We start from the raw sequence: 1,088 nt of genomic DNA on the forward strand, positions 1-1,088 counted from the left end.
GGCGCAACGGTCATCAAGGCCGTGCTCGAACGCGCAGGCGTGAAGCCGGATCAGGTGAGCGAAGTCATTCTCGGCCAGGTGCTGGCCGCGGGCTCGGGACAGAACCCGGCGCGCCAGTCGCTCATCAAGGCAGGGCTGCCGGACATGGTGCCCGGCATGACGATCAACAAGGTGTGCGGCTCGGGCCTGAAGGCGGTGATGCTGGCGGCGAACGCGATCATCGCGGGCGATGCGGACATCGTGATCGCGGGCGGCCAGGAAAACATGAGCGCGGCGCCGCACGTGCTGCCGGGCTCGCGCGACGGTTTCCGCATGGGCGATGCGAAACTGATCGACACGATGATCGTCGACGGCCTGTGGGACGTCTATAACAACTATCACATGGGCACGACGGCCGAGAACGTCGCGAAGGAATTCGGCATCACGCGCGAGCAGCAGGATGCGTTCGCGGCGCTGTCGCAGAACAAGGCCGAGAAGGCACAGAAGGAAGGCCGCTTCAACGACGAGATCGTGCCGGTCTCGATTCCGCAGCGCAAGGGCGAGCCGCTTCAGTTCAACACCGACGAATTCGTGCGTCACGGCGTGACCGCCGAGGCGCTGGCGGGTCTGAAGCCCGCGTTCTCGAAGGAAGGCACGGTGACGGCGGCGAATGCATCGGGCATCAACGACGGTGCGGCGGCCGTGGTCGTGATGTCGGCGAAGAAGGCCGAAGCGCTCGGTTTGACGCCGCTGGCGCGCATCAAGGCCTACGCGAACGCGGGCGTGAGCCCGAAGATCATGGGCATGGGTCCGGTGCCGGCGTCGAAGCGCTGTCTGGAGCGCGCGGGCTGGAGCGTCAACGACCTGGACCTGATGGAAATCAACGAAGCGTTCGCGGCGCAGGCGCTGGCGGTGCATCAGCAGATGGGCTGGGATCAGTCGAAGATCAACGTGAACGGCGGGGCGATCGCAATCGGGCATCCGATCGGCGCATCGGGCTGCCGGATTCTGGTGACGCTGCTGCACGAAATGCAGAAGCGCGATGCGAAGAAGGGTCTGGCGTCGCTGTGCATCGGCGGCGGCATGGGCGTGGCGCTGGCGGTGGAACG

General features: G+C 66.0%; 1 protein-coding gene. It reads left to right on the forward strand.

Annotated features, from left to right (window positions below; all coding sequences use genetic code 11):
* A partial coding sequence (locus QCE62_RS35035; RefSeq protein ID WP_309928002.1) for an acetyl-CoA C-acetyltransferase occupies positions 1 to 1,088 on the forward strand: 1,088 nt, incomplete at both ends.

The sequence above is a fragment of the Caballeronia sp. LZ033 genome (assembly GCF_031451265.1).
Lineage (GTDB): Bacteria > Pseudomonadota > Gammaproteobacteria > Burkholderiales > Burkholderiaceae > Caballeronia.